A 23,731-nucleotide genomic window follows, 5' to 3' on the forward strand; every position below is an offset into this window, starting at 1 on the left:
TTTTCATGTTTAAACTCACGACTGATAAATTAATTACGTCTATTTTTTAAGCAAATATCAACAGAAATTCGATTGAAATTGACCCCTGCCAAGAGAATAAACAAGGCAATATTATAAATTAATTGACTACTTGCTCCGTTCCAATTTTGAATCATCGTAATACCATACATCAGTATAATCATCAAAATAAAACAAGCAATTAAAGCCTTTCTGGTTAAGAAACCAACCGTGATTAAAGCCCCCACAATTAACTCGACAGGAGGAACTAAACCCGCATTAATACTCACTAACAATTCAGGAATGCCTGAATCTTGCATCGTTGTTACCATCCCATTAATAAAGCCAGGAATATCAAAAATTCGGGTAAATCCATGATTAAAATAATTAACGCCAACTACTATTCTTAATAGGGTATAAGCCGCCACAATATCTTTGGTTCTTAGACTAAGATGGGGTTGATTTGTTAGGGTGTTTTTACTATCAAGCATGATTTTAGTGTAACTGATTTACTCAAAAATGAATCCTAAATCAAGATTAGAAAACCTATTTATTTCCTTGGTATTTAAGGCTTTTTTAGGCATTAAATTTAGTATACATTTAAGCTACATATCTTTGTAGGGGTCAACGGCCGTTGACCCCTACACTATACATTTGTTGTTCTCAGGTATAACCTGGAAACAAAGAGACAAAATCAGTTATCCGATTAATTCAACCTGTCGCAATTGCGGCGATCGCGGTTTCCGAGAGAGAGGGGCCGCCATTCTGGTAATTTGTTCAATAAACCAAGGGGCAAACCGTTGACACCACACGGCTAAATGACTTTCCCATCCCACTAAAATCTCTGGGGTGTCTTTTTGTAGTCCTTTAACTAGGGTTTGGGCGACTTTTTTCGGGGAAACGGGTTGCATAAAGCGAAACCAGTCTAAATCTCTTACCATGTCCGTATCGGTGAGAGATGGCAGTAAGGCGACAACACGGACATTATAAGGGGCTAATTCTCCCCGTAAGGCTTGGCTAAAGCCTAAAAGGGCGAATTTAGTCGCAGAATAGGTGGCCATGGTGGGGGCGGCAATTTTCCCCATTAAACTCGACACATTAACGATAGTTCCTTCTTTTTGCTTAGCCATGCGTCTTGCGACTAAGCGGGTAATGTTGTAGGTTCCCATTAAATTGACGGAGAGTTCGTCTTTCATTTGGGATAAGTTGGCATGGAGGAAGGAGGTTTGATGGGCAACTCCGGCACAGTTAACGAGGAGATGAATGGGCCCATATTCTCGCCAAGCTTGAGCGATCGCCGTACTCACTGCTACGGGTTGGGTAATATCTAAGGGCAGAATGATCACTTCTACTCCCATCGCTTCAATATCGGCGGCGACATCAGCTAGTTTGCTGCCGTTGCGGGCCACTAATAACAGGCGGTTAATGCCTTGCTGGGCTAATTCTAGGGCGATCGCACGCCCAATTCCACGAGAAGCTCCAGTAACTAGGGCGGTTTTTCCTAACAATTTCACGTTGAAGACCTCCTTTTTCAAGGTTTCATGGTGCTAAGCTGCATAATGATTGCATCCTTAACACTTGATTTGGACAGAATAGAGAAAAATTTAGGGCAGAAAACAGAAGGTTGACTTCAGTCAGAATAAAGGGTTTTTCAGGATTTTCAGCTAAATTCGGACAGATCCCTCAATCTGCTTGAACCCAGAGCGGTCTAAGGTGGCTTAGCTTGTTTCGCCACAGACTTTAACCGGCTGGTTATTTAACTGTTAAGTTTGGTATTGGCCATCAAGTCTCTTTCCCCGATTCGACCTGTAGGAAAGAACTACCCTTGAATGTAGCCAGTTGAAAACCTCGTTTATTCTTTCATTCGTCTTGTATCTAAAATTCTGTAATTATTCGGCAGATAGCACGACTTTAGAGACTAAGTATTGGTTATTGTAGGGCATTGACAGTACGTCTCCTTAATACGAGAGTTGACTAAGCCGACCTCACTATACATAGCTTACCACCTAATTCAAAAATTGGCAACAAATCTTCATACTCCCCGCCCTGACTGACCTTTTGCTGTTTCTGGGTTGACAAAACTTAATCTTGTCTGTTAATTTAAACATAGTCGTTATGACTTTACTTAAGGTAAAGTAAAAACTATGGTCAAATTTGCTGCCATCAATGGGAGTTTACGCCCCAACTCTTATAGTGCCAAAGCCATTCAAGTAGCCATTACTAGAGTAGAAGCATTAGGGGGAGAAGTTGAATTTCTGGATTTACGGGAAATAAATCTACCCTTTTGTGATGGAGGGAAGGAATATCCCGAATATCCTGATGTAGAGAAATTGCGTCAAACCGTCAAAGCTGCTGACGGATTAATTCTAGCGACCCCAGAATATCATGGCAGTGTGAGCGGGGTCATCAAGAATACCTTAGATTTGATGAGTTTTGAGGAATTATCGGGAAAAGTCACAGGTTTAATCAGTGTGTTAGGGGGACAACCGAATAGTAATGCCCTCAATGACTTAAGAGTAATTATGCGCTGGGTACATGGTTGGGTAATTCCCGAACAAATTGCCATTGGCCAAGCGTGGCAAGCGTTTAATGAAGAAGGGAAGCTATTGGATGAAAAATTATCAGAACGGTTTGATCATTTTGCCATGAGTTTAGTGGAAAATACTAGAAAGCTAAGATCTTGAAAAAAGCGATGAAAAGCCATCAAATTTCTTCCCCTGTTGCTCTAACTATTGCGGGATCAGATAGTGGTGGAGGTGCGGGAATTCAGGCCGACTTACGAACTTTCGCCTTTCATCAAGTTCATGGAACGAGTGCGATCGCCTGTGTCACTGCTCAAAATACCCTTGGTGTCACTCAAGTCCTTGTCCTGAGTGTCGAGATGGTTAAGGCGCAAATTGAAGCCGTTATGGTCGATATTGGGGCGCAGGGGGTAAAAACGGGGATGCTGTTCAATTCAGAAATTATCAAAACGGTAGCGCAAGCAGTCTCAAACTGGTCAATTCAACAATTAGTTGTTGATCCGGTGATGGTATCTCGAACAGGGGCTAAATTATTAGATGATCAGGCGATCGCCGCTTTAAAAGATGAGTTGATCCCCAAAGCTTTAATTGTCACACCTAACCGCTATGAAGCCCAAATATTGAGTGGTTTAACGATTAATACCCTAGATGATATGAAAAAAGCGGCTGAAATAATATATCAATTAGGGGCGAAGTTTGTGTTAGTAAAAGGAGGAGGTATGACGGAAGAATTAAAGGGGGTTGATGTTTTATTTGATGGCAAAACTTGGGAAATTTTAAGCACAGAAACCATTGAAACCAAGAATAATCATGGGACAGGGTGTACCCTTTCTGCTGCGATCGCGGCTAATTTAGCATTAGGAAAAGAGCCTTATTTAGCTGTAGTTGACGCTAAAACTTATGTGACGACTGCCCTTAAATATTCTCTTGATATTGGCAAGGGAACGGGACCGGTGGGTCACTTTTTCCCCTTGTTATAATTTGATTATTAATCTCAAAATCTATTATTTATAATTCCATGACAACCACTAAACTTAAATCGAAACTAACCTTTGAGGAGTTTATTACTCAACTTCCTGATGAGGAATATCGCTATGAGTTAATTGATGGAGAAATTGTGCGAATCTTACCCACCAGACAACATGAAACCATCGCAGAATATATTACGGATTTATTCAAGGAAGAAGTTAAACGAGCCTCTTTAAATTACTGGGTTTCTGGTAGAATTGTCATTAAAACAATAACAGAAAATGGCAAAGAACAAGGTCGTCATCCTGATGTTAGTGTTGTCAATAAAACCTTGTGGGAGTCCTATCCAACTTCTTACGCAGCACTTATTGATCCCCCTCAACTTGCTGTTGAAGTAGTATCAACTAATTGGGAAGATGATTATGTTGATAAGTTTGCCGAATATCAACGATTTGGTATTGCAGAATATTGGATTGTTGATTATCTTGCAGTTGCCAGTCGTTATTATTTAGGAAATCCCAAAGAACCTACTATTTTTGTTTGTATTTTGGATGATCAAGGAACTTATAAAATGAATGCTTATCGAGGAGATGATGAGATTATTTCACCCACTTTTTCAGAGTTAAAAGTTACTGCAAAACATATTTTTTGTGCGTAAATTTTCCGGTTCTACCGAACTTGCCATGTAAAATTAATAAATGAATACAGGCTAATTTTAAGCTTGTAATTTTTAATCGTTTTACATCCTAGGTTCGGTAGAGCCAGTTTTCCTAAAAATAGCTAAATTTGAGACATATTTATTAGATGAGATGGTTGATGTGATCGGGATCACTGATTATTAATCCCTAAGAACCGAAAATAATAAAAGTCACTAATATATTAACTGGGGCGTTAATGATGTTTAATCTCGATCAACTGTTTGGGGCTGCTGACTTCGTTTCTGATGTGGCTGGTATTAAAGAAAGAAAAGCTAGATTAATTAAATTCTTTGAGTATATCGAAAATCCTGAAGCTAAAGAAGAAGCTATTTTATTGCTTAATTTAAGTTCTCATGATGAGGTGTATTAGTCTGTTAACTATGTTATAAAAATAATCCTAGACGTAACAATAATGTTGTCTAGGATTATTCTAAATCATTTTAACTTTTGCCGAATTAAATTAGTTAATAACTATCATCAGCAACCGCTTTATGTAAAGCCAACTGTAAATTAAGTTGATTTAACTGATCAGCCAAAGTTTGTCTGATCTTCAAATCAATAGTTTTTGTGGCTAAAATATCTGATGCTTTTTGTCGTGCAAAAGCACTACTCAAAAGATCTCCAGTTTCAATTTTCTGAATCAATTGATAAACTTCGCTTAAATTAATCATTGTCATACCCTCTTAACTGAAGTCCGTTTTGGTTGCTATCAAGCTTGGTTGCTGTTGACAACATCTACAAAGCTATTGCCATCTATTCCAGATTTTCGGAAAAAATGAATCAAGCCAGCAAGCAGAAAAATCGCCCTTACATCAATCTTAACAAATATTTAAAAATATAGTAAACCGGAGAAAATACAGAAAATGCAACAAATCTGGTCAGAAGTACGTCAGGCAGTTTCGACACTTTAGGGATTCTCTTAGCTATCATGATCCTAAACGATCAACCCTAGTCATCTGACTAATCTATGCTGATTTCAGCAGATTCTGATATAAACAATAACAAAGCGTAAAACAGCGAACCTATTTATATAGCTCAATATGCAAATGACCAAGACTCATCAACCCGTTAGGGGCAAACACTTATTAATTACCCTGTTTTCCCTTCCTCTGCTCGTGGGAGGAGTCTTCAGTCCCCCCGCAATGGCGAAAGATATTGAGCTACAGGTGGGAATCATACAACGATTTGGGGAAGCTGAAAAAGAAAAGATGTCCATTGCTGCTACCAATGGCGATACTTTAACGATCAAGTTTCAAGGCCCTAATGGACAGACGCAAACCCTGTCTAGCAACCAACTCACCCTCAATGTTATCAAACAGTCCTTACCCCAATCTTTACTTAAAGAATATATTGTTCTCAGCGATCATGCGACTTTTGAAACCGCAGAAGATAGTGCTAACCAATGGAAAGCGAAGGGGATAAAAGTCGAAGTTACTCAACCAGAAAGATGGCAAGTCTGGGCGAAAAGAGATGTATATGAGACCCCTTTATTACGTCGTTGGTTACTTCAAAGTCTCAAAGCCAAAGGCTTTAATCAACCTTACTTAGAATCGGCTATTTTAGCCAGCAAATCTCAAGCCAGTTTTACAGTGGCTGGTCAACAATATAGTAGTGATTATGTCGAAATTATTCCTGCTAAAAACCCGATTCAAGTGAGTCATCCCAAGGAAAAAACGCGGAGCTATGGGGGAATTTTAAAACTGCAACGTAATGCTTATGGAACCTATACATTGGTGAATGATGTTCCCTTAGAAACCTATCTTAGAGGGGTTGTTCCTCACGAAATTGGCCCCAATGCACCTGAGAATGCAGCGAAAGCACAAACCATTATTGCTCGTACCTATGCCTTACGGAATTTGCGACGGTTTAAGGCAGATAATTATGAACTTTGCGCCAATACTCACTGTCAGGTTTATTATGGTTTGAGTGAAACCAGTCCCAAGGCCGATCAAGCGATTGCAGCAACCAAAGGGTTAGTTTTAACTTACGAAAATGAGTTAGTTGATGCCCTTTATTCTTCCACTACAGGGGGAGTAACGGCGAGTTTTAGTGATGTCTGGAATGGGGATGAACGGCCTTATTTAAAAGCGGTGATTGACTCTCCCCAAAAAATTTGGGATCTCTCCCAAAAATCCTTAGCGGATGAACAAGATTTTCGGAATTTTATTGGTTTACAAAATGGATTTAATGAGACAGGGAGAAATGTTTTTCGTTGGAACAAACAAGCGACTTTAGCAAGTTTAACCAAGGATTTACAAGAATATTTAGAAAGGCGAAAACATCCCTTAGCTAATTTGAAAACGATTAAATCAATGGAGGTGACACAGAGATCTCCTTCTGGACGTATTCTGACTATGATGATAGAAACAGATAAGGGAATGTTGGACTTACATAAAAATGAAGTTCGTAGTGCTTTTGGTCCCCCAAAAAGTACCCTTTTCTATCTCGATCCCATTTATAATGGACAAAAACAATTAACAGGTTATGCCTTTGTTGGGGGTGGATTTGGCCACGGGGTTGGTATGAGTCAATTTGGGTCTTATAATTTAGCAAAATTAGGTTGGAATCCCGATAAAATTCTGGCTTTTTATTACCCAGGAACTAAAATTCAACCCCTGAATAATTCAATTGTTTTCTGGAACGAAAACGAATAAAGTAGGGGCAAACCCTCTGTGGTTTGCCCAAACATTCTTAAATACTTTGATTTAATTGCCAATTAAAGGAATCCATTCATAACTATCAACAATTCCCTGAAAATAGTCATTAATTGCTTCCCTTGAATAAGGAGTCACACCTTTTTCTTCTCCAAACCATTTTTCATAAATCGCTACTTGATCCGGTTGATCACTAACAATCCCTTCCATAAATTTCACTAAGCTATAATTAACCATTCCTCGCCAAGCAGATTCATCTTCAGGAATCATACAAGCATAAGCTTCATAAACATAGGGAAATTCTGGAACTACTTCCAAACTATTGGGATTATTATTTTCTAATCTTAATCCTTGTAAAACAATGCCATCTCCTGCCATCGCTTCAATTTCACCTTTATTAAGCTTATCTAAGCCATCATTTTTGTCTTTAATGGGGATAATTTTGGCCGCAGGTTGTTGTCGTTTAATGGCTTGTTCATTGGTAGTATTAGGAATCACGCCTATTTTTCTACCAGCTAAAGATTCAATGGTTCCTAAATCACTGCCTTTTTTCACTAAAATTTTAGTACCACTAGCAAAATAACTCACAGTAAAATCAACCGATTTATCCCGTTCCCAAGTAAATGTACTAGAGGCGCATTCAATATCAATTTCTCTATTTTTAATCTTATCAAAGCGATTTTGGGGCGTGACTTCGACTAATTTGAGTTTAATCGGTTTGCCTAATTTTTTTTCAACATCTTGGCGAATAATTTCGAGAACATCCATAGAATAACCAACCCATTGCCCTTTTTCATTAACATAGCCAAAGGGAATAGCATCTTTACGGGTTCCTGCTGTAATGACTCCCGTTTGTTGGATTTTTTCTAAAATTTTACCCGCCCAACTAGGGGGTTGATAGGTTGTTGTTAACAGTAAGGTTAATACCAATAGAACTAATTTTTTCCCCATCATTTCTTTCCTCAGCATATTTTAGTAGGATAGACTGGAAAGATGGGGACTAAGTTTCAAGTAAACACACTTTAAGCTTTATAGAGGCAATGCCCCATATTTGCCCAAAAATCAGCATAAATCAATAGATAATGGGTAAATCCTCTCTTTATTTGCTTAAGAAGCAACCACTCGACCATGATATAAGGATAAAAAGCTGGTAGCTTCTTGTTGAGTAAGGGGATGGCTTAACAAATATCCTTGCATTTCTAGACAGTCTAAATTGCGTAATAAGTCCAGTTGTTGCTGAGTTTCTACGCCTTCAGCAACGACTCGTAAATCTAAACTTTTGCCCAAGGCAATTGCAGCAGCGATAATGGCAATACTTTCAGGAGTTTCTGTTAGTTCTTTGATACAAGATTGAGCAATTTTTAGCGTTCCAAAGGGAAACTTTGGCAAATGATTAAGACAAGAATAACCACTGCCAAAATCATCCATAGATAAATGAACACCTAATTCTCTTAAGTCGTGTAAAACTTGATGGGCTATTTCTGGATTATTTAATAATAGTTTTTCCGTGATTTCTAATTCTAACCAATGGGGAGAGAGTTTGGTTTCTCCTAAAATTTGCTCAACCATTTTAACAAAATTAGGATGTTCTAATTGCCGAGGAGACAAATTAACGGAAATGGTAAAAGGGGGTAATCCAAGATCTTGCCAAGCTTTATTTTGGTAGCACGCTTGCCTTAAAATCCATTTTCCAATTCCTAGAATTAAGTCTGTTTGTTCAGCCAAAGGAATAAATCTTTGAGGATATATTTGACCTAAATTTGGATGATTCCAACGAACTAGAGCTTCAATTCCAGAAACTTCTCCTGTTTCTATTTTGATTTGAGGCTGATAGTAAAGTATTAATTCTTCTTGTTGCAATGCTTGTTGTAATATGGTTTTTGCTTTTAATAATTTAGACGCTTTAGGATCAATACTTAAATCATAAGAATTGTTGGTAATTTTTATCTCTTTTTTCTGGTTTAATAAGGCAACTTCTGCGTTTTTTAAAAGTGTTTTGGTATCTTGTCCATCTTGAGGATATATTGCCCGCCCTAAACTGTATTCTAAGTAGAGTTGATGTCCCAAAATATTCATGGGCTGATTGATATTATTCATGAGCCTTTGGATGATTTTTTCAAGATCATCTAAGTGACTAATTTTAGGGAAAAGAAGAACAAATTCATCATCTTCCCATCGAGCGACAATATCGCTGTTTCTTAGACTAGAATTTAAGCGTTTTGCTACCTCTTCTAAAACTTGATCACCCACAGGATAACCCCAATTTTTATTAATGGCTTTAAAGTGATTAATATCTAACAAAATAACTGCCATAGACGATTTAGATTTATTGGCATTTTTTAGTCCAATTGAAAGATATTCTTTAAAGAGTATACGGTTAGGTAACTTGGTGAGAGGATCTTGATATTCTTGGGCTTGTAAAGTCTCTTTAGGATTGAAACTTTCAGCAGAAACAATGTCTAAATGTGGTTCAGAAAACTTTAAATTATTCTGAGTTTCTAAAGCATTTTTTTCAAAATCAATTGTTTTTACAGTATCTAGATCAATCACCGTATTTGACAATTCATTCAGGCCATAATAAGTGGCATTTACTTCACAACCAAAGTTGATTAAATCACCACTTTTAAGCTCTTTTACCAAGCATTTATCTCCATTAACATAAACCCCATTACGGCTTTTATTTCCATCTAAATCTCCGTCAACAATCCAGTAGCAATACTCGTTAGTCATGCGATTTTTGCGCCGCATTAATGTACCATGATGACGGGATGCTTGGTAAGAATTAATGACAATTGAATTTTGGGGATGTCTGCCAATAGAATAGGTTTCTTCTTGTAAACAAATTGTTTGGCGGTATTTTCTGTCTTCAATAATGATGATATGGCGAGCTTGTTCTTGAAAATTATTCATGATATTATTTAGGTAGATTCTAGCAGAAATAAGGGAATCTCATCGATGAGATCTCGTGATAACAACAGCAACGAAGGTTAGTCGATAAGGATCTCAATTTAAGGTCAATAGGAAACAGAAAAATCTAATCTTTTCTCCCTTAATATTGTCATCAATAACAGAAAAAATATCTAATATTATGTAATTTGTTTAAGAAACATGGCATGAATTTTCGATATTTCTTCAGGATTAATAACAATAAAATAGGTTGTTTATCTAGTTCTTTTTGCTCAAAATAAGACATGATTATTGACATATATCGCTAAAAAACGGGGCAGTTGCCATACATTTAAAAAAGTTATAATTTATTATGAGTGATTATAAGTGATGTCGGTTTGATCAAAACCTCACTAATTCAGTGATCTCAGTCACTTCTCAACAAGATTAGTTAAGCATTAGAACAAAAGTGGACATAAGTCTTTAGCTAATGTCCACTTTTCAATTTCTATCGTATTGTAAGCATTCAGCCGTCAGCGTTCAGTATTCAGCTTTTGAATGAAAGCGGTAAGCATTCGTTTAATCTCAGTCACTTTCGATGATAGGGATTCATAGTTTTTGGCTTCGAGTAACTTAAGATCATATTCTCTAAAGTTTCTCAATGTAAAATCCTCCTTATCTTTGCGTTAGTTTTAAGCCGATGGCTGACGGCTGATAGCTGAATGCTTACATCGTATTTTTGTCAGTCGTTGCTGAGTTAATTCAGCCCCTAATTTAATCGCTTCTTTCAAACTGGTGGCTTTAGCAATGCCCTTTCCTGCAATATCAAAAGCGGTTCCATGATCGGGAGAAGTCCGAATAAATGGCAAGCCAATGGTTGTATTAATTGCTTGCTCGAAAGCCATTAATTTAACCGGAATTAAACCCTGATCGTGATAAAGGGCTAAGTAAGCATCGGCTGAATTATTAACTATCAAACTTGATTCAGTGCTTAATTTATCAATTTTTTGCTCATCTTTAGAAAAATTTCCATACCAAGCTTTCGCCGGATTTACCCACATGGTATCAGGGGGAACTAAGCCTATTAATTGCAGATTGGGGCGTTGTTTTTGTTCTGTTTCTAACCAAGACAATAACCAGTCTTTTTCTTCTGTTCCTAATTGTCCATTTTCCCCACTATGGGGGTTTAAACCAGCAATAACAATTTTCGGATTTTTTAGGGCAAAATCTTCTTGTAAACAGTTAATTAATAAGTCTAGTTTCAGAGACATTAAGTTCGGGGTTAAAGTTTGAGCAACTTGATTTAAAGGAATGTGAGTGGTGACTAATAAGGTGCGTAAGATCCAACCCGTATAAGGCGATCGCCCTACAAATAACATCCCAAACTTGTTAACTCCGGCCCTGTCTGCCAAGACTTCCGTTTGTCCAGGATAATTATACCCTGCGGCCTTCCAACAAGATTTGGCAATAGGGGCAGTGACAATACCTTGAAATTCCCCCTTCAGGGTGTGAGCGATCGCGGTGTCAAGATAGGCAAAACTCGCTTCCCCACTGGCTCCATTGCCTTGGCCTGGGATAATCTGAGCTTGGGTGCTAGGATCTAGAGGAATGTCTAGAATAGAAAAGGTATCGGGATCAGCCAAGGTCAACCCCATTTTCGATAATTTTTGGTAGGTTTGTAAGAGCCGCGATCGCGTGCCAATAACCGTTAAATCCCAGGTTTCTGTCAGGGTGGGATCAGCTAAAGCCTTAAGGATGATTTCTGGGCCAATTCCGGCGGGATCGCCCATTGTCAGGGCTAAATGGGGACGTTTAGGGGTGATAAGAGTGAAGGATTTCATCGGGTTATGTTGCCTGGGTGTTTTACAATACTGTAATGATGAGTTAATTTCAGTTTAGGGTTTGTAAGTATCTCCCTTTTGGGTAACTTCAATGATAGGCTGAAATCATCAAGCAATTATCTTAGTTTATTCACTCACTTAGGAGAACCAAAATGACAGCAGAAAGTATGATGTTTAATGGTGCTATTTTATTAATGGTTTTGGTACTTGTTGGTTTGGCTTGGGGATTTCTTCTCCTCAAAATTCAAGGAGGAGAAGCCGAATAACTGGCTAATCCTTGGGAGGAAGAATGTTTTTATTCTCCTCCTAATTTAACAATTGTTTTTGACATTCTAAATTTGAATCCATTGAGGGAAGTCACTGTCATGACTTCAAGTTTTAATTATGACTGATCTTACTCCTTCCATCGAATTTTTTGTCGGTATTTCTGAAGAATTAAGTAATGTGAGTTTACGCCGCAGTAAAGAAAAGGGTATTCGTAATGTTTTACTGATTTTTGAAAAGTTAAAATCCCTCGAAAAGTTTAAAAGTTATACGACACAAACCTATGGGGATTTACGGTTAATTGATAGTGAGGGAGAAATTAGTGTAAAACCTTCCTCTTTAAGAATTATTTGGGGAGGGGATGAAGGGGATGATCTCAAGCAGGTTGAATGTGGCTTTGAGATTGAACAAGACGACCATTGGGAACGTTTTATGCGCTTTATGACTCGTTATGCAGAAGCAAACGGGATGAGCTATCAAGATAGCCAAAAATAGTTAGTTTAATTCATCATTTATTCCATGAAAATTGCAATTACAGGCGCAACCGGATTTGTCGGTCAACGATTAGTTAACGCTTTAAAAAATGAGGGTCATGAATTATTAGTTTTTACCCGAAATATTAATCATGCCCAAACAATTTATCCGGCTTCTAGCTTTCCGAATCTGGAAATTGTTGCCTATACACCTACGGAATCAGGAGATTGGCAAGAGAGGATTTCAGGGTGTGATGGGGTGGTTAATTTGGCAGGAGAACCGATTGCTGAAAGGTGGACTCCTGAGCATAAAAAAGCCATTTTAGCAAGTCGTCAATTAGGCACAAGAAAAATTGTAGAAGCGATTGCAAAGGCTGAGGTTAAACCCTCGGTTTTAGTTAATCCCTCAGCCATTGGTTATTATGGCACTAGCGAAACCAAAACCTTTGACGAAAATAGCCTTCCTGGGGATGATTTTTTAGCAGAAGTTTGTCAAGCTTGGGAAACAGAAGCGAAACAACTGACCCAAACGAACGTTCGTTTGGTAATTTTACGGTTTGGGATTGTTTTAGGAGATGGTGGGGCATTAGCTAAGATGATTCCGCCGTTTAAAATGTTTGCGGGTGGCCCTTTAGGAAATGGTCGTCAATGGTTTTCTTGGATTCATATTGATGATTTAGTTCGGTTAATTAAAGAGTCTTTGACTCGTTCAGGAATTAAGGGAACCTTTAATGCAACTGCTCCAAATCCTGTGCGAATGAATCAATTATGTCAAACTTTGGGAGAAGTTATGAATCGACCTTCTTGGTTGCCTGTGCCTGATTTTGCCTTAGAACTTTTATTAGGAGAAGAGTCAATTGTTGTTTTAAAAGGACAGCAAGTTTTACCAAAAGAAACCCAAGCTTTAGGCTTTGAATATCAATACCCAACTCTCAAATCAGCTTTAATGGATATTGTTCCTCAAATGTAATTTACCAGAGTTTTCGTATCAGTTTATTCGGTAAATTTGCAGGCAAATAGGAAAAGGGTTAGATTTTCAATGTCATAACTATATCTCAAAAATGATACTATGAGATGGGATAGTTTACAGTATTATGCAAGATCTCACAATTGACAAACAGTGTATAGAAAAGTGGCAAAATATTGTAAACATTATGGCAGAACTGATCAATGTTCCTGCTGGACTGATTATGAGAATAAACGGTTCAGATATTGAAGTTCTTGTGTCAAGTGAGACAGAATATAACCCTTATCACGTAGGGGATAAGGAACATTTAACCTGTTCTGGATTATACTGTGAAACTGTTATTAAGACAAAAAATAAACTGCTTATTCCTGATGCTAAGCAAGATGAGAAATGGCAAAATAATCCAGATATAAAACTGGGAATGGTATCTTATCTAGGTTATCCGCTAATCCTTCCTGATGGTGGAGTTTTTGGGACAATTTGTGTGCTTGATAGTAAAGAGAATCATTATTCTCAACTTTACGAAAAACTTATACTTCAATTAAAAGAATTAATAGAAACTCATCTTGCTCTCCTATACAAAAATCAGGAATTAGAAAATATAGCCAATAAAGATTGGTTGACACAATTATACAACCGACGATATTTTTTTATTGTTGGTGAAAAGTTCTACCAGAATGCTAAAAGAAGGAATCTCTTTTTGTCAATTTCAATGATCGATATTGATTTTTTTAAGAACATAAATGATAATTATGGTCATGATGGGGGAGATTTTATTTTAAAAGAGTTTTCAAAAATATTAATAAAAAATACCAGGAAAGCTGATATTGTATCTCGTTTTGGAGGAGAAGAATTCTGTATATTACTGACTAATTGCAATTTGGAAAATGCTATATTAGTCTGCGAAAGAATTAGAAAAGAGTTAGAAATAAATAAATTTGAATACCAAACAAATAAAATTTCAGTAACAATTAGTTGCGGTATTTCATCGGTTTTAGAAGGCTCATTAGAAAAAATGGTAAACAAGGCAGATGCTATGGTATATAAAGCTAAAAAGAATGGCAGAAACCAGACTTTATTTTAATCTTTTCAACTCGTCACTTAACAGGGGGAGTAATGCCGCGTTTTGTTAAGGTTTTATCAATGTCTCGAATTAATTCAAAATCTTCTATTTCTAAGGTTTTGTGATCATGACGCAGGAAATCAAATGCTTCTCTAAACTGTGCCGAATTTCCTTCAATTGGGGCGGTGAAATGACAAGAAATAATGCGTTTAAAGCCCCACTTTGCCACCTTGTCAACCCAACTTAATACTTCAAATTTCCCTCGATTAAAAATGACCCCTTGTAAAATAGGCGCAACTAATAAATGATTGTGCTGTAATCTCTCAAAAGAAGATTTCCACTGATCATCCCATTGAAACGGAAATAGGCCAAAATAAGCTTTAGGAGAACGATCAGGGGATTTTAGGGCATCTTTTAAAACCTGTCCCCACTTGACTACCCCTAAAGCCCCAGGACGAAAATAAAGGGCAAATAAAACAATTCTTTGCCATCCTTTGAGACGGTTTTCTGGGGTATCTTCAATAATTTCTAAGCCATTATTTCGGGCGTGAAATAACAAAGGATAAGGATCAATTTGTACAATATCAGGGGGATTTTGGGGAATAGAAATGATAGAATCTGTGACTAATAAAGTTTGCGATCGCTTGTGATAAAAAGCAACTTCTTCAAAGGGCCCTAGTCCCAAATTAATCGGCCCTAAGATTTCATAGTCAAATTCATCCGCAAAGGGAGTCTGACGGCTATCTAAGGGCAGTTCCTGAGTGCGTCCGAGAGGAAACCCTAACCAACTTAAGGGTAAGTTTAGGGGAAAACTCCACTGATCAGGAGAGACAAACACTTGAGCTTGGGGAAAACATCTGGCAAAGGGGCCAACAAAAACTTTATGTTCGATTCCGGAAACCGTGGGCAAGATGATGTATCTAATATTGCCGTGGTTCACCTCTAACTCATTGACCAGACGAAGACATTCTGGGGTTGGTGCAACGGGAGCATAAACTAAAAGCCCCCCTGATGCGAGTTTCACCACCGTCATGCGAATGGGAACAACGACATAAAGAATACCTTGGAGTTGTTCAAATGTCCAAATTGTATCCTTAACAACTTCTTTACGGAGAGTCCGCCGTTTACCATAGGGATAAAGGGGTACTACCGGCCAAAAAGGCCAGGACAAATCTTGAGAACGAATCGGGACATCAGTTGTTTGTGTCTTTGTTCTCTGTTCCGGGCTGCCCACTGAATTATCCCCCCAATTCCCAATATTTAGGAAATTATAGCGGGTTTCGGTGGCAATGATTTAATGTTTCACTAATTCGGGAAATTCATAGGTTTCTTCCTCAATTTGCTGATATTTTGCTTGAGCTATCTTCAGCTTTAAAAAACCACTTAATCCGGCTAATCCCAAGACACATAAAATAATTAAGGGTTGAGGCACGGGAACATGGATTAAGGAATCATTGACTTGTAGGGCCTTAGTCGAAGAAGGAATAAAAGCGTTGGCTTGGATAAATTCGGTTTTAGTCCCATCTGATTTTTCATTCTCAGGCTGATTAAGGAGATTTTGGGATAGATCAGAACTAAAAGCAGATTGATTACCGAATGCTAAAACTAGGGTAGTAAAAGCAGCTAAAATCTTTACTTTATTTATAATTTTCATCGCTGATTAAAAGTGTGTTTGGTCGAATTGTATGTAATGGTTTGGATGACCCCCCTATTCTTTATGAATGCTTTAGATTTTTAGGGGAATTTGTCTTGACTCTCCAGTCGGGGAGAGGCTTTATCATAAAAGCAACTAATGAGAGACATAAGTCATGAAAACTCATCCACTCCATCAATCTTCTCATATAGATGTAACTTTAACACAGCAAACTCTCCGCTTGGGGGGAATGGGTTGTGCTACTTGTGCAACTACGATTGAAACGGCGATTCATAAAGTTTCAGGGGTTAAAAAATGTAACGTTAATTTTGCTTTAGAAAAGGCGATAGTAGACTATAATCCTCAAGAAACCACCTTGACAAGAATTCAACAAGCTGTGACGGAGGCCGGTTATCAAGCTTATCTTTGGGAAGAAACGAAAACTGAGGAAGGACAAGATTTAGAAAAACAGAAACAGGAAGCGAGACAACAAGAATTAACCCGTAAAGTGATGTTTGGCGGTGTCATTAGTTTAATTTTAATTATTAGCTCTTTACCGATGATGACTGGTTTATCGATACCCTTTGTTCCCCACTGGTTACATAATGCTTGGGTACAATTAATTCTGAGTATTCCTGTCATTGTGTGGTGCGGTCAATCTTTCTATACAGGGGCATTCAAAGCTTTGAAGCGTCGGACTTCTGATATGAATACCTTAGTTGCTTTGGGAACTGGGTCCGCTTTTTTGTACTCTTTATTTGCCACATTCTTTCCTAATTTTTTTGCTTCTCAAGGACTCAATGCTGATGTTTATTATGAAGCTGCTTCTGTGATTATCACCCTAATTTTATTGGGTAGATTATTAGAAAATCGGGCTAGGGGTAAAACATCAGAAGCAATTCGTAATTTGATGGGATTACAAGCCAAAACAGCGCGAGTCATTCGTCAAGGAGAAACCTTAGATCTTCCCGTAGAAGATGTTAAAATTGGCGAGATTATTTTAGTCCGTCCAGGGGAAAAAATACCCGTTGATGGGAAGATAATTGAAGGGACATCTACTCTTGATGAATCAATGGTAACGGGAGAATCAATTCCTGTAAAAAAACAGTTAGGAGATGAAGTTATTGGGGCAACCATTAATAAGACAGGCAGTTTTAAATTTAAAGCGCAAAGAGTAGGGAAAGATACTGTATTAGCTCAAATTGTGCAATTAGTCGAAGAGGCTCAAAATAGTAAAGCCCCGATTCAAAAATTAGCGGACAGTGTGACCAGTTGGTTTGTACCTGCGGTGATAACAATTGCGGTAATTACCTTTATTATGTGGGTTGTTTTTACCGGAAATATAACCTTATCAATGGTAGCAACTGTGAGTGTTTTAATTATTGCTTGTCCCTGTGCGCTTGGGTTAGCAACTCCTACTTCAATCATGGTAGGAACAGGTAAGGGTGCAGAACACGGCATCTTAATTAAGGGGGCTGATAGTTTAGAATTAGCTCATAAAATTAACGCAATTGTCTTAGATAAAACGGGTACATTAACTCAAGGGAAGCCCACCGTTACTAATTATATTACTGTTGATGGAATTGCTAATAATAATGAGTTAAACTTATTACAATTAGCTTCATCTATTGAACAGAATTCAGAGCATCTTTTAGCTGAAGCAATTGTTAATTATGCCAAGTCCCAAGGCATCTCTGAACCCTTGCTTAAAGTTGAAGACTTTGAAGCCATTAGTGGGCAAGGGGTACAAGGTAAAATAGAAGGAAAATTAATTCAAATTGGCACTCAAAAATGGTTTGACAATTTAGGCATTAAAACTGATGCTTTATTATCTCAATCCCAGGAATGGAAAAGCCAAGCAAAAACGACCCCTTGGATGGCAATTAATGGAGAAATAGCGGGCTTATTTGCCATTGCTGATGCAGTCAAACCTTCATCAGTGGAAGTGGTTAAACGCCTCAAAAAAATGGGGTTAGAAGTGATTATGTTAACGGGAGATAATCAAGAAACGGCTGATGCGATCGCCCGTGAGGTGGGAATTAATCATGTCTTTGCGGAGGTGCGTCCTGAAGAAAAAGCGGCTAAAATTAAGCAAATTCAGCAATCTCGCTCAAAAATTGTGGCCATGGTAGGAGATGGTATCAATGATGCTCCTGCCTTAGCTCAAGCGGATGTAGGAATTGCGATCGGTACAGGAACGGATGTGGCCATGGCTGCCAGCGATATTACCCTAATTTCGGGGGATTTAAAGGGTATTGTCACGGCAATTCAATTAAGTCGCGCCACAATGAGGAATATTCGTCAAAATCTCTTTTTTGCATTTATTTACAATACTTTGGGAATTCCCATTGCCGCAGGGATTTTGTATCCTATTTTTGGGGTATTATTGAATCCGATGATTGCTGGGGGAGCAATGGCTTTTAGTTCCGTTTCTGTGGTAACAAATGCCTTGCGTTTACGTCATTTTCAACCGAGCAAAATTTAGGCAATTGTTGCTGAGATATTTCAGCAACAATTCTGATAAAAAACTAATGATTTTTTATTTTCTTAAGTAAGCTTCCTGCTTAGTTAAAGCCGTTTCCATTCCCAGATTCTTTCTTCTTAATCAGAAAACTAGCTCCCGACATTCCTAATGCCAATAAACCTAAATGATTTTGGCCAAGAGTTGATTCATGGTTATTCCTATCAAAATACAAGGTATAGATAGGGAGATTACCACATTATGTTTAAAAAAAGTTAAGAAGACTTTAAAAAGCAAGATTTAGGATGATGAAATCCACTTAAAAATGATCGCGCTCGTTGTTGGGGAGTACCATGATGACTGCTATGTTTATAATCATAATCTCCGGTCATCATCGCCGTCATGATTCCTTCTTCTAAGTCCCCAGGTTCGAGAAGTCCCACATAGTTAGTAGCCGCAAAAAATGCCCCTGCTAAACAGTCAGCTTGTAACTCTAAAGTAACTAAAGGAGTCTCCTTTTTGAGAATACCCAAATGTCTTTGGACTGAATGGCCATATTCATGAGCAAGGGAAAAATAAGCCGCAGAATCTCCAACCTGATGAACTAAGCGGTTCATTTGATCGATATTAAGATGAATACTATTAGATTTAGGGCAATAATGGGCTAACATTGCCGGGCCGCAGGGAGTTGGTTCCATTCTATCATGGGAATAGACAACGGGATAAGTATATTGAACGCCTAAACTGTCAAAAAATGACCCCCAAAATGCGTCTAGGCCTTCACTCATCGCCGATAATGTGGGATGATCCCACTCAGCGTGAGCGGGTTGGAAAGGACATAATCCGATTAAAGCGGCAATTAATCCCACTGTAATTTGTTTGTTCATCGTTATTGTGTCGGTTTTAATGACTTTTTCTGACTAATAGCTATAAAATTAAGGGGTTATTTTTTACCCTACATAACACTACCCATCAAGGTTAGGACATTAATAAAAGCTGAAACCTTTTTACAGTTTATTTTTGCCTTTTGCCTGACCTGTAGCGGTATTTCTCACCACACATCCCTACTTTCACATGATAGTTCAGGAACAGCGAAGGATTATGAAGTGATTGTTAAGGCCGTTTGATAAAAATGAAATTAGTCTGTTATTTTTATCAATTTTTTTAAGTGTAAATAAAACTTAATTCTCATTTTAAATCATTTAAAATCTAGCAACAGTTTGAGTCTATTCGGTGTGAGTATTCTCCTTTTATTAGGGTTTGGTCGCAGAAGACAAAAGCCTCGAAACTAAGCACTTAAGATGTACATGATCAGAGTTTTACTGATCCCAAAGACCTTATCTAATTGAGGAAAATCAGCTACAGTATTAAGTAACAGCTTAGACGTGCGCTCAAAAATCATGGCATCTTCTTCTCTTGCAGTCCGAGAACTTCCCTTATTCCCTTTACCTGAAGTCGTTTTATTTCCTGGTCGTCCTCTTCCTCTGCATATCTTTGAATTTCGCTATCGGATGATGATGAACACTATATTAGAAGGCGATCGCCGTTTTGGGGTCTTAATGATAAATCCAGCCAACGGCGAAATTTCTAAAGTAGGCTGTTGTGCTGAGGTAATTCGCTCCCAACGCTTACCAGATGATCGCATCAAGGTCTTAACCTTGGGACAACAAAGGTTTCGCCTCTTGGAATATGTCCGAGAAAAGCCCTATCGTGTGGGTTTAGTAGAATGGATGGAAGATCAACCAACAACAGAGGATCTTTATCCCCTGGCTGGTGAGGTAGAGCAGTTATTACAAGATGTGGTGCGTCTTTCTGGCAAGTTAACGGATCAAAAAATTGAGTTACCGGATGATTTACCTGATCTTCCGGTGGAATTATCTTATTGGGTAGCAGGAAACTTGTATGGTGTAGCAGAAGAACAACAAGCACTCTTGGAAATGCAGAAAACAACCGCTAGGTTGCAGCGCGAAGCGGAAATTTTAACCTCTACCCGTAACCATCTCGCGGCTCGGACTGCCCTTAAAGATGTGCTTAATTAAGCTAAAGCTGAGCAATATCCCTCTCTTTGAGGAATAAAACGGGATAACTCCCAAAGATTTTAATTACCTCTGTATAATGTTGTAACTCATTAAGGGCTTCAGCAATCAAACCATCCTCGATGTTTCCCTCAATATCAATATAGAAAATGTATTCACCCAGCGATCGCTTGGTGGGGCGAGATTCAATGCGACTTAAATTAAGCCGTCGTTCCGCAAAGACTTGTAAGGGTTTCATTAGTGATCCTGGCACGTTTTCAGAGACGCTAAAGGCTAAAGAAATGCGACTACAGACGGTGGGAGTTGGAGCAAGGGTCATTACCCAAAATCGGGTACAGTTATCGGGATAGTCGTTGATCAGGTTGACGAGAATGGGAACATGATACAGTTTAGCGGCCCGAGGAGCAGCGATCGCTCCTGATGTGGGGTCTAGGTTAATCTGCTGTAGGGCTTCAGTGGTAGAATTGGTCGGAATCAGTGTCGCTGTGGGTAGCTGTTGCTGTAACCATTGTTGACATTGGGCTAAGGCTTGAGGGTGGGAATAAACGGTTTTAACGCCTTTTAGGGAGGTTCCCCGCGAAAAAAAGGCATGGGTAATGGGTAAGACTAACTCTTGTTGAATTTTCAGGCGATCGAGTTGCCATAAAGTATCTAAAGTAGTGGCCACACTGCCTTCGGTGGAGTTTTCTACAGGAACCACTGCTGTTTTTGTCTCTTTTTGAGCGACAGAATGTAAGGTTTGAGCAATACTGGGATAAGGGCATAATAAGGCTTTTTGTCCTTGGGCTTGCTTTAACCAATGGGCGTAAGCTAAAGCGGCGGTTTCTGCATTGGTTCCCGTGGGGCCAAGATGAGCAATTGAAATTACCATAAGCAATAATTAAATGATTTCATCTACAGTTTATGCTTTTTTAAGTTTCAAGAGATTTGATAATTTCTGGGAATTGTTTAATGGTTTGAGAAAGATAGTCCCAGTCAAAATTGTTAAGTTGCTGCTCTAATTTAGTAGCATAGGTTTTTAAGGTTTGACATTGATATTCTTTAGCCCAATTTTCTAATCTGGCAATAAAGGATTTAATCTCTCGATAAGTCATAGTTCTACATAGTTCAGAATAAAGGTTTTCTTGTTCTTGACGCAATTGATTAAGTAAGTCTTCAGAAACTGGCTCATGATTAGTTTTAAGTGGCAAATTAATATTATTAATATTAGTCTTGATTTCATTCTCTTGCTGCTTTTTATTCAAGGATTTAAGGGGCAATATTTCTTTGAGAATTACCAATAATTCAGGACGAGAAATCGGTTTATTTAAAAAGCCTTCACACAATTCAATCAGCGCATCTCTTTCTTGGGATTGAAAGGCAGATGCTGTTACAATCACAATTGGAATGTTTTGGGTATAGGGATCTTTTTTAAGGGCTTTAGCTACTTGATGACCATCTAAACCTGGCATTCTTAAGTCTAATAAAATTAGATCAGGATGATATATTTTAGCAATTTCTAATCCTTCTTTTCCATCTCTCGCAAATAATAAATTATGGCTAGTTTCTTGGAAATAGGCTTCCATTAAATCTAAATTTGATTGGACATCATCCACCACTAAAATTGTGGAACTAATAAATTGCTCTAAATTCTCATCAGTGATAGCAATAATTGTCTCTTTTGCTATTTTAACAGAAACAGGAACATTAGGAAAAGTAAAACTAAAAATACTGCCTTTTCCTAATTGACTTTTGAGTTCAACTTTCCCTCCTAAAATATCGGTTAAGCGTCGAGTAATAGCTAATCCTAATCCTGTTCCTCCATAGTTACGATTACTCTGTCCTTCGCTTTGATTAAAGGCTTCAAATATTCGATTTTGTTGGTCTTCTACGATGCCAATTCCTGTATCTTCGATGGATAAAATCAACTCGATGGTGTTATTATGGCTAAAATTATCTGTCTTATCTTGGTGACAACTAACGGATATTTTAATATAGCCATCTTTCGTAAATTTTAGCGCATTTCCCACTACATTAAATAAGATTTGTCGCAGTCTTGCTTCATCAAAAATAATCCATTCAGGAACCTCTTTTGCAATTTCTACTAGCAGGAATAAGTTTTGCTGAATTGCTTTCTGTTCAAATATATTTTTAATCTCTTCAATTAATCTCTTAAGATTAAAGGACTCAACATGAATCTCTAATTTCCCTGCTTCTATTTTAGAAAAATCTAAAATATCGTTAATTAAATCTAATAATGACTGACCACTCGCAGAAATTAATTCTACATAATTGCGGGATTTTTGTTCTGTAACTTCATTTTTTAAGAGATCACAAAACCCCAAAATAGCATTCATTGGTGTGCGAATTTCATGACTCATATTAGCTAAAAATTCACTTTTCGCTTTATTGGCAACTTCTGCTTTTTTAGCGGCTTCTAATAGGGCAGCTTGCGAAATTTCTAAGACTGCTAACATGAGACTATTTCTTAATAATTGTGCCGCTTCAATTTCCACAAATTTCCAAGGTAAAGATTGACCCCTAACGGTTTCTTTCCAAAGTTTAAAAGATTTTCGCGGGGATAATATTACCCTATCATCATCAATAGTAACAGGTTTATTGGGATCACCTCCCCAATTAACAGTTTGAATAATTTCAGGACGAAACCAAAGAATATGATAAGATGCTTCATTAACAAAAATAGAAATCCCTAATAACCCACTAGCTTGAGAAACATAATCTACAGCAGGGGGATAGATTTTTTGTAAACAATCACTGCTAAAAATTTCGTCTCTATGATGCTCTTTTAACCAATTTAGTAGGTTTTCTGTCCATTCTTTAGGCGGGGTTTCTCCATATAAATTCAATTGATCACCTAAAGAAATTGCCATTCCATGAGCTTGAAATAACCGTAGTAAATTTTGCTCATTATTATCGATAATTATTTTCTTGAAATTGCCTTCTATTGTTGATTGTTCCTCAATTATAAAGCTAACAGTATTGACTTGTTGTCGATACACATTTAATTCTGCTTGTTGATACTTGAAGATCTCTAAGGACATAAATTGTCCCAAAAACTCACAAGCTTTTCTGGTTTCATGATCGATCCATTTTGGTTGATAATGATGACATACAATTAGCCCCCATAATCTCTTATCATTAACTTAATGTCGCCAGAATTCCCCATCCCTCTATAGGGTGGGGATGAATGGCGACCAGTAAATAAACTGCGAAGCATCGATTAATTCCGTCCTCCTGATTGTTCCGTTATGTATTTTTTCACCGTTT

23 protein-coding genes are annotated in these 23,731 nt (G+C 37.8%); 11 read left to right on the forward strand and 12 right to left on the reverse strand.

Annotated elements, in window-relative coordinates:
• Positions 1-29 precede the first annotated feature (29 nt).
• Both VB715_RS07430 and VB715_RS07435 read right to left on the reverse strand, forming a co-directional pair.
• Positions 30-488: a DoxX family protein gene (locus VB715_RS07430; protein WP_323300550.1), complete on the reverse strand. Its 459-nt coding sequence runs from the start codon at positions 486-488 to the stop codon at positions 30-32.
• Between the two features lie 207 nt (positions 489-695).
• Positions 696-1,511, reverse strand: a complete 816-nt coding sequence (locus tag VB715_RS07435; protein ID WP_323300551.1) for an SDR family NAD(P)-dependent oxidoreductase — start codon at positions 1,509-1,511, stop codon at positions 696-698.
• A gap of 630 nt (positions 1,512-2,141) precedes the next feature.
• On the opposite strand from VB715_RS07435, the gene VB715_RS07440 reads away from it, so the two are divergent.
• The 4 genes from VB715_RS07440 (at position 2,142) to VB715_RS07455 (ending at position 4,556) form a co-directional block, all read left to right on the forward strand.
• Positions 2,142-2,681, forward strand: coding sequence for an NADPH-dependent FMN reductase (locus VB715_RS07440; protein WP_323300552.1), 540 nt, complete (start codon positions 2,142-2,144; stop codon positions 2,679-2,681).
• Positions 2,682-2,689: 8 nt separating this feature from the next.
• On the forward strand, positions 2,690-3,499 hold the full coding sequence (gene thiD, locus VB715_RS07445; protein WP_323300553.1) for a bifunctional hydroxymethylpyrimidine kinase/phosphomethylpyrimidine kinase: 810 nt from the start codon (positions 2,690-2,692) through the stop codon (positions 3,497-3,499).
• 38 nt (positions 3,500-3,537) lie between these two features.
• Complete coding sequence (locus VB715_RS07450) at positions 3,538-4,146, forward strand: Uma2 family endonuclease (protein WP_323300554.1); 609 nt, start codon at positions 3,538-3,540, stop codon at positions 4,144-4,146.
• Positions 4,147-4,382: 236 nt separating this feature from the next.
• The gene (locus tag VB715_RS07455) at positions 4,383-4,556 is read left to right on the forward strand and encodes a hypothetical protein (RefSeq protein ID WP_323300555.1); all 174 of its coding nucleotides are present in this window, start codon (positions 4,383-4,385) and stop codon (positions 4,554-4,556) included.
• Between the two features lie 94 nt (positions 4,557-4,650).
• On the opposite strand, the gene VB715_RS07460 is transcribed toward VB715_RS07455, so the two are convergent.
• On the reverse strand, positions 4,651-4,857 hold the full coding sequence (locus VB715_RS07460) for a hypothetical protein (RefSeq protein WP_323300556.1): 207 nt from the start codon (positions 4,855-4,857) through the stop codon (positions 4,651-4,653).
• A 375-nt stretch (positions 4,858-5,232) separates the two neighbouring features.
• On the opposite strand from VB715_RS07460, the gene VB715_RS07465 reads away from it, so the two are divergent.
• Positions 5,233-6,840, forward strand: a complete 1,608-nt coding sequence (locus VB715_RS07465) for a SpoIID/LytB domain-containing protein (protein WP_416336914.1) — start codon at positions 5,233-5,235, stop codon at positions 6,838-6,840.
• Between the two features lie 51 nt (positions 6,841-6,891).
• On the opposite strand, the gene VB715_RS07470 is transcribed toward VB715_RS07465, so the two are convergent.
• From VB715_RS07470 to pdxA, 4 genes are all read right to left on the reverse strand, one after another.
• Positions 6,892-7,791: an amino acid ABC transporter substrate-binding protein gene (locus VB715_RS07470; RefSeq protein WP_323300583.1), complete on the reverse strand. Its 900-nt coding sequence runs from the start codon at positions 7,789-7,791 to the stop codon at positions 6,892-6,894.
• A gap of 156 nt (positions 7,792-7,947) precedes the next feature.
• The gene (locus VB715_RS07475) at positions 7,948-9,750 is read right to left on the reverse strand and encodes an EAL domain-containing protein (protein ID WP_323300558.1); all 1,803 of its coding nucleotides are present in this window, start codon (positions 9,748-9,750) and stop codon (positions 7,948-7,950) included.
• Between the two features lie 509 nt (positions 9,751-10,259).
• Entirely contained in the window at positions 10,260-10,388 is a 129-nt protein-coding gene (locus VB715_RS07480) for a hypothetical protein (RefSeq protein WP_323300559.1), read from the reverse strand.
• A 30-nt stretch (positions 10,389-10,418) separates the two neighbouring features.
• On the reverse strand, positions 10,419-11,567 hold the full coding sequence (gene pdxA, locus VB715_RS07485) for a 4-hydroxythreonine-4-phosphate dehydrogenase PdxA (RefSeq protein WP_323300560.1): 1,149 nt from the start codon (positions 11,565-11,567) through the stop codon (positions 10,419-10,421).
• A gap of 152 nt (positions 11,568-11,719) precedes the next feature.
• Here pdxA and VB715_RS07490 point away from each other — a divergent pair, with 152 nt between their 5' ends.
• The 4 genes from VB715_RS07490 (at position 11,720) to VB715_RS07505 (ending at position 14,355) form a co-directional block, all read left to right on the forward strand.
• Complete coding sequence (locus VB715_RS07490) at positions 11,720-11,833, forward strand: PetM family cytochrome b6-f complex subunit 7 (protein ID WP_323300561.1); 114 nt, start codon at positions 11,720-11,722, stop codon at positions 11,831-11,833.
• Between the two features lie 118 nt (positions 11,834-11,951).
• Complete coding sequence (psb28, locus tag VB715_RS07495) at positions 11,952-12,326, forward strand: photosystem II reaction center protein Psb28 (protein ID WP_323294368.1); 375 nt, start codon at positions 11,952-11,954, stop codon at positions 12,324-12,326.
• A 24-nt stretch (positions 12,327-12,350) separates the two neighbouring features.
• Positions 12,351-13,274, forward strand: coding sequence for a TIGR01777 family oxidoreductase (locus VB715_RS07500; RefSeq protein WP_323300562.1), 924 nt, complete (start codon positions 12,351-12,353; stop codon positions 13,272-13,274).
• Between the two features lie 124 nt (positions 13,275-13,398).
• Positions 13,399-14,355 (forward strand): sensor domain-containing diguanylate cyclase, encoded by a 957-nt coding sequence (locus VB715_RS07505; RefSeq protein WP_323300563.1) that lies wholly within the window; start codon positions 13,399-13,401, stop codon positions 14,353-14,355.
• A gap of 13 nt (positions 14,356-14,368) precedes the next feature.
• Here VB715_RS07505 and VB715_RS07510 read toward each other — a convergent pair whose 3' ends face one another.
• Positions 14,369-15,568: a DUF4336 domain-containing protein gene (locus VB715_RS07510; RefSeq protein WP_323300564.1), complete on the reverse strand. Its 1,200-nt coding sequence runs from the start codon at positions 15,566-15,568 to the stop codon at positions 14,369-14,371.
• Positions 15,569-15,628: 60 nt separating this feature from the next.
• Positions 15,629-15,988 carry a hypothetical protein gene (locus VB715_RS07515; protein ID WP_323300565.1) on the reverse strand — a complete coding sequence of 120 codons (360 nt, stop codon included), beginning with the start codon at positions 15,986-15,988 and terminating at the stop codon, positions 15,629-15,631.
• Positions 15,989-16,142: 154 nt separating this feature from the next.
• Between VB715_RS07515 and VB715_RS07520 the strand changes: the two genes are divergently transcribed.
• Complete coding sequence (locus VB715_RS07520) at positions 16,143-18,452, forward strand: heavy metal translocating P-type ATPase (protein WP_323300566.1); 2,310 nt, start codon at positions 16,143-16,145, stop codon at positions 18,450-18,452.
• A 251-nt stretch (positions 18,453-18,703) separates the two neighbouring features.
• Here the strand turns inward: VB715_RS07520 and VB715_RS07525 are convergent, their stop codons facing one another.
• Positions 18,704-19,315: a neutral zinc metallopeptidase gene (locus tag VB715_RS07525; RefSeq protein WP_323300567.1), complete on the reverse strand. Its 612-nt coding sequence runs from the start codon at positions 19,313-19,315 to the stop codon at positions 18,704-18,706.
• Positions 19,316-19,828: 513 nt separating this feature from the next.
• On the opposite strand from VB715_RS07525, the gene VB715_RS07530 reads away from it, so the two are divergent.
• A complete protein-coding gene (locus VB715_RS07530) occupies positions 19,829-20,467 on the forward strand; it encodes an LON peptidase substrate-binding domain-containing protein (RefSeq protein ID WP_323300568.1) in 639 nt (212 codons plus the stop codon).
• A gap of 1 nt (position 20,468) precedes the next feature.
• Here VB715_RS07530 and pheA read toward each other — a convergent pair whose 3' ends face one another.
• The gene (pheA, locus tag VB715_RS07535; RefSeq protein WP_323300569.1) at positions 20,469-21,335 is read right to left on the reverse strand and encodes a prephenate dehydratase; all 867 of its coding nucleotides are present in this window, start codon (positions 21,333-21,335) and stop codon (positions 20,469-20,471) included.
• A 40-nt stretch (positions 21,336-21,375) separates the two neighbouring features.
• The gene (locus tag VB715_RS07540; protein WP_323300570.1) at positions 21,376-23,505 is read right to left on the reverse strand and encodes an ATP-binding protein; all 2,130 of its coding nucleotides are present in this window, start codon (positions 23,503-23,505) and stop codon (positions 21,376-21,378) included.
• Between the last annotated feature and the right edge of the window lie 226 nt (positions 23,506-23,731).

This window comes from Crocosphaera sp. UHCC 0190, from assembly GCF_034932065.1.
Classification (GTDB): domain Bacteria; phylum Cyanobacteriota; class Cyanobacteriia; order Cyanobacteriales; family Microcystaceae; genus UHCC-0190.